4 protein-coding genes are annotated in these 4,889 nt (G+C 65.4%); all 4 read left to right on the top strand.

All coding sequences use genetic code 11. The features are described from left to right. The first annotated feature begins 7 nt into the window (after positions 1-7). Genes HB681_RS37305 through HB681_RS37290 form a run of 4 tightly spaced genes read left to right on the top strand, consistent with a single transcriptional unit; the run spans position 8 to position 4,858 of the window. Complete coding sequence (locus HB681_RS37305) at positions 8-142, top strand: hypothetical protein (RefSeq protein WP_345944817.1); 135 nt, start codon at positions 8-10, stop codon at positions 140-142. 27 nt (positions 143-169) lie between these two features. Continuing rightward, entirely contained in the window at positions 170-2,533 is a 2,364-nt protein-coding gene (speC, locus tag HB681_RS37300) for an ornithine decarboxylase (protein WP_213959934.1), read from the top strand. Between the two features lie 30 nt (positions 2,534-2,563). Then, positions 2,564-3,892: a putrescine-ornithine antiporter gene (gene potE / locus HB681_RS37295; protein ID WP_213959933.1), complete on the top strand. Its 1,329-nt coding sequence runs from the start codon at positions 2,564-2,566 to the stop codon at positions 3,890-3,892. A 30-nt stretch (positions 3,893-3,922) separates the two neighbouring features. Beyond that, on the top strand, positions 3,923-4,858 hold the full coding sequence (locus tag HB681_RS37290) for an amino acid ABC transporter substrate-binding protein (protein ID WP_213959932.1): 936 nt from the start codon (positions 3,923-3,925) through the stop codon (positions 4,856-4,858). The last annotated feature ends 31 nt before the right edge of the window (positions 4,859-4,889 follow it).

Genomic DNA, 4,889 nt, shown 5'->3' with positions numbered 1-4,889 from the left:
GGACTCGATCATCGACTACCTGAAGTTCGCACGCGACACCGACGACCGCTTCCCGGGCTTCGAGGCGGACATCCACGGACTGCGCTTCGATCTCGATGCACAGGGCCACAAGCGCTGGCTGGTGGACTGCGTCAAGGAATAGCGACCGCGCCGACTACAAGGACTTGCCATGATCCCGCGCTCCGTCAAGGCTCCGACGATTCCGATTCCGTTCCACCGGCTGCTCAAGGTCGTCGCCATCGTCGATGGCAGCAATCCGCAGACGCAACAGTTGCTGGACCTCATCAGGCTCGAAGGCTACGAGATCGAGGTCCGCGACAGCTTCGAGCGTGACTTTTCCGAGGATGCCTCGGTCGGCGCGTACATCGCGCTGGTCGACGGCGGTCGCCGCGAGGCTGCGCGGGCGGCGGTGCATGCCGTTCGAGGACTGGGCTTTCACATGCCGCTGTGGGCGCTCGCGGACTCGCATCGCGTGGCCGACGTGGCCGTGGTCGGAATGACGGGCGAGGTCGATGGCTACATCTACCTCGGCCAGCAGACGCCGGCCTTCTATGCCAAGCAAGTGCTGGCCAGCCTGGTGGACTACGGCATGTCCTTGCTGCCGCCTTTCTTCGGCGGGCTGATGGCCTATGACTCCGCGGCCAACATCACCTTTGCCTGCCCCGGGCACCAGGGCGGCCAGTTCTACAGCAAGTCGCCGACCGGGCAGATCTTCTTCAAGTACTTCGGCGAGAGCATCTTCCGCAACGACCTGTGCAATGCCGACGTCGATCTCGGCGACATGCTGATCCACGAGGGCGCCGCGTTGCAAGCGCAGCGCGAGGCTGCCAAGGTGTTCGGCGCGGACCGCACCTACTTCGTGCTGAACGGCACCAGCACCTCGAACAAGGTGGTGACCAACGCAGTGCTCAAGCGCGGCGACCTGGTGCTGTTCGACCGGAACAACCACAAGTCGCTGCACCAGGGCGCGCTGGTGGGGGCGGGCGCGATTCCGGTTTTCCTGCCGACCGCGCGCAACCCCTTCGGCATGATCGGCGCCGTCGACTGGGAAGCCTGGGACGAAGGCTACCTGCGCGAGCAGATCCGCCTGAACCCGCTGGTCACGGACCCGGAGCGCCACAAGGCCGAGCGGCCGTTCCGCATGGCCTGCATCCAACTCGCCACCTACGACGGCACCATCTACAACGTGCGCAAGGTGCTGGAGAAGATCGGCCACCTGTGCGACTACGTGCTCTGGGACGAAGCCTGGATCGGCTACAACGCCTTCCACCCGCTGTTCGAGGACCACAGCCCGATGCGCCTGAAGGACATCGGCCCGGAGATGCCCGGCCTGTTCTCGACCCAGTCGGTGCACAAGCAGGGGGCAGGCTTCTCGCAGGCTTCGCAGATCCACAAGCGCGACGAGCACATCCGCGGCCAGCATCGCTACATCGAGCACAAGCGGTTCAACGAGTCGTTCCTGATGCATGCATCGACCTCGCCGTTCTACCCGCTGTTCGCCTCGCTCGACGTCAACGCCCGGCTGCATGCGGGCAAGGGCGGCGAGATGCTGTGGGACCGCTGCATCGAACTGGGCATCGAGGTGCGCAAGAAGTTCCGCGAATTCGGCCGCCACTATGCGAGCGTGGGCCGCGATGCGCAGGAGCAGTGGTTCTTCGATCCCTTCGTGCCCGACACGGTGACGATCAGCGGTTCGCGCTTTGCCGCCGATGCCAAGGATGTCCCCTGGGAAGACCTGCCCACCGAACTCATCAAGCATGAGCAGCAATGCTGGAACTTCGGACCGCAAAGCCACTGGCATGGCTACAAGGGCTACGACACGGGCTACGCGATGGTCGACCCGAACAAGCTGAACCTGCTGACGCCCGGCATCGATCGCGCCACCGGCGACTACCTCGACTTCGGCGTACCGGCCACGGTCGTCGCCAACTTCCTGCGCGAACAGCGCGTGGTGCCCGAGAAGTGCGACCTGAACAGCATCCTGTTCCTGATGACGCCGGCCGAGGACGAAAGCAAGCTCAACACGCTCATCGCCAAGCTCGTCAAGTTCAAGTCGATGTGGGACGAGGACGCGCCGCTGGACGAGGTGCTGCCCACGCTGTATGCCGCGCACAGCGAACGCTACGCCGGCTACAGCCTGCGTCAGGTGTGCAACGAGATGCACGACTTTTATCGCACGCGCGGCGTCAAGGACCTGCAAGGCAAATGCTTCCGCGCGTCGAGCTTCCCGCAACTGGCGATGTCACCGAAGGACGCCTACGAGGCGCTGGTGGACAACCGGGTGGACTACGTGCCGCTGGACCAGGTCATGGGCCGCGTCTCGGCGACGCTGGCGCTGATCTACCCGCCAGGCATCGGGGTCATCGTGCCGGGCGAACGCTGGGACGCCTGCGCGCAGCCGATGCTCGACTACTTCCTCGCGTTCGAGGAATCGTTCAACCGCTTTCCCGGCTTCAACTATGAAGTGCAGGGCGTGTACCAGGAAAAGACGGACGGTCGCATTCGCTTCCATACCTACGTGGTGCGCGAGTAAGCGCACCCACTTCTCACCAGGAGACATCGCATGGCGGACCAACAGAAGAAGATGAGCGTGGTGCAACTGACGTTCATCGTCACGGTGAACATGATGGGCTCCGGCATCATCATGCTGCCGGCCAACATGGCGCAGGTGGGCGCGATCTCGCTGCTCTCGTGGCTGGTGACGGCGATCGGGTCGCTGGCCATCGCCTATGGCTTCGCGCAGGCCGGCATCTTCAACCAGCGAACAGGCGGGCTCGCCGCCTATGCCGAGGAAGCCTATGGCCGGGACGGCTACTTCCAGGTCTTCTTCCTCTACTTCCTGTCGCTGGCCATCGCCAACGTGGCAGTGGCCAGTTCCGCGCTGGGCTACCTCGCCGCCTTCTTCCCGGTGCTGTCATCGACGCCGGTGGCGAGTTGCATCAGCGTCATCGCGCTGCTGTGGATCACCACGGTCGCCAACTTCGGCGGTCCCAGCCTGACGGGCAAGATCGGCGCGGTCACGGTATGGGGCGTGATCCTGCCGGTCGGCTTCATCTCCATCGTGGGCTGGTTCTACTTCAGCAGCGCGACTTTCTCTGAGGCCTGGAATCCCAAGGGGATGAGCCTGTTCGAGGGCATGGGCTCGAGCATCTCGCTGACGCTGTGGGCCTTCCTCGGCATGGAGTCGGCCTCGCAGAATGCATCGGCGGTGGAGAACCCGAAGCGCGACGTGCCGCTGGCCTGCATGTTCGGCACGCTCGGCGCGGCGGTCATCTACATCCTCTCGACCACCGTGATCCAGGGCATCGTGCCGAACGCGGAACTCGCGAAGTCGACCGGCCCCTTCGGCCTGGCCTTCGCGAAGATGTTCACGCCGGCCATCGGGCAACTCGTCATGGCGCTGGCGGCGATGGCCTGCGTGGGCTCGCTGCTCGGCTGGCAGTTCACGCTGGCGTCGACCGCCAAGGACGCCGCCGACAGCGACATGTTCCCGAAGGTCTTCGGCAAGGCCAACGCGCTGGGTGCGCCCATCGCCGGCATGGTGATCATGGGCATCGTGCAGTCGGTGATGGCGCTGTCGACCATCTCGCCGAACCTGAGCGAGCAGTTCGCGGCGCTGGTGAACCTGGCGGTCGTCACGAACGTGGTGCCCTACATCATCTCGCTGTCGGCGCTGTTCGTGATGATGCGCAATGCCAAGGTCGACGCTGCGGTGTACCGGCGGAATGCGATCGTCACGGTGGTCGCCATCGTGTATTCCGTCTATGCGCTGTACACCGCCGGCAAGGATGCGGTGATGGGCGGCATGCTGGTCATGGCGATCGGCTACCTCGTCTATGGCATCGCCTCTGCCCGTCGCATCGGCGTGATCCCCGCCGCGCGCGCAGCCTGAACCCCGTCACCGGTCCCGCAAGGAACGACCATGAACACTTCCGGCAAGCAAGGCACAACCCATCTACTGCACAGGCTTGGCCGCGCACTGCTGTGCCTGGCCCTGGCCGCACCCGCGCTGGCATCGGCCGCGGGCACGCTCGACAAGGCGCGCGAGAGCGGCAAGCTCACCTTCGGCTACCGCGTCGACACACGGCCCTTCGCCTACAACGACGAAGGCGGCAAGCCGGCGGGCTTTTCCGTGGCGCTGTGCCAGGGCGTCGCCGAGACGATGAAGACCGAATTGAAGCTGCCGGCATTGACGGTCGACTTCGTGCCTGTCTCTGCGGCAGAGCGCTTCGACGCACTATCGCAGGGGAAGGTCGATTTGCTGTGCGAAACGGCCACGCCGACGATGGAGCGGCGAGCCAGTTTCGACTTCTCCCTCCCGATCTTCTTCTCGGGCGTCGGCGCCGTGCTGCGCGCGGACACGCCGGCTCGCATGCGCGATGCACTGGCCGATCGGCCCGAGGTGTCGGCGCCAGTCTGGCGCGGCGCGCCCGCCGCGTTCCTGGCGAACGTGGTGTTCGCGGTGGTCGGGGGGAGCACCATCGAGCAATCCCTGCTCGACGCGATGAGCGCGCGCCGCATCCAGGTCAGCGTGACGCGCGTGCCCGACTACGCGACCGGCTTGCAGATGGTGCGGGACGGGCGTGCCGCGGCCCTGTTCGGAGACCGGCCGGTGCTGGTCGAGGCAGCCAAGCGCGCACCTTCCGCCGGCGATCTGATCGTCATCCAGCGCAACTTCACGCGTGAGCCCCTGTCCCTGGCCATGCGCCGCGGGGACGACGCATTCCGTCTGGTGGTGAATCGCAGCCTGAGCAAGTCGTACCTCTCGAAGGAGTTCGCGCCGCTCTACACCGGTCACTTCGGTCCGCCGGACACCGGGACGATCGAGTTCTACCAGGCGATCGCGCTGCCGGAGTGACGGCGCGCCGTTCCCGTTCACTGGTTCACCA

Source organism: Variovorax sp. dw_954, assembly GCF_018449755.1.
Taxonomy (GTDB): Bacteria; Pseudomonadota; Gammaproteobacteria; order Burkholderiales; family Burkholderiaceae_C; genus Variovorax.
The sequence above is the reverse complement of the archived record's forward strand: the minus strand, read 5'-3'. Positions and strand labels throughout refer to the sequence as shown.

Bases quoted from the DNA above. Each gene is read 5' to 3' on its own strand.
- speC (WP_213959934.1), top strand. From the start codon at position 170: ATGATCCCGCGCTCCGTCAAGGCTCCGACGATTCCGATTCCGTTCCAC.
- potE (WP_213959933.1), top strand. From the start codon at position 2,564: ATGGCGGACCAACAGAAGAAGATGAGCGTGGTGCAACTGACGTTCATC.
- HB681_RS37290 (WP_213959932.1), top strand. From the start codon at position 3,923: ATGAACACTTCCGGCAAGCAAGGCACAACCCATCTACTGCACAGGCTT.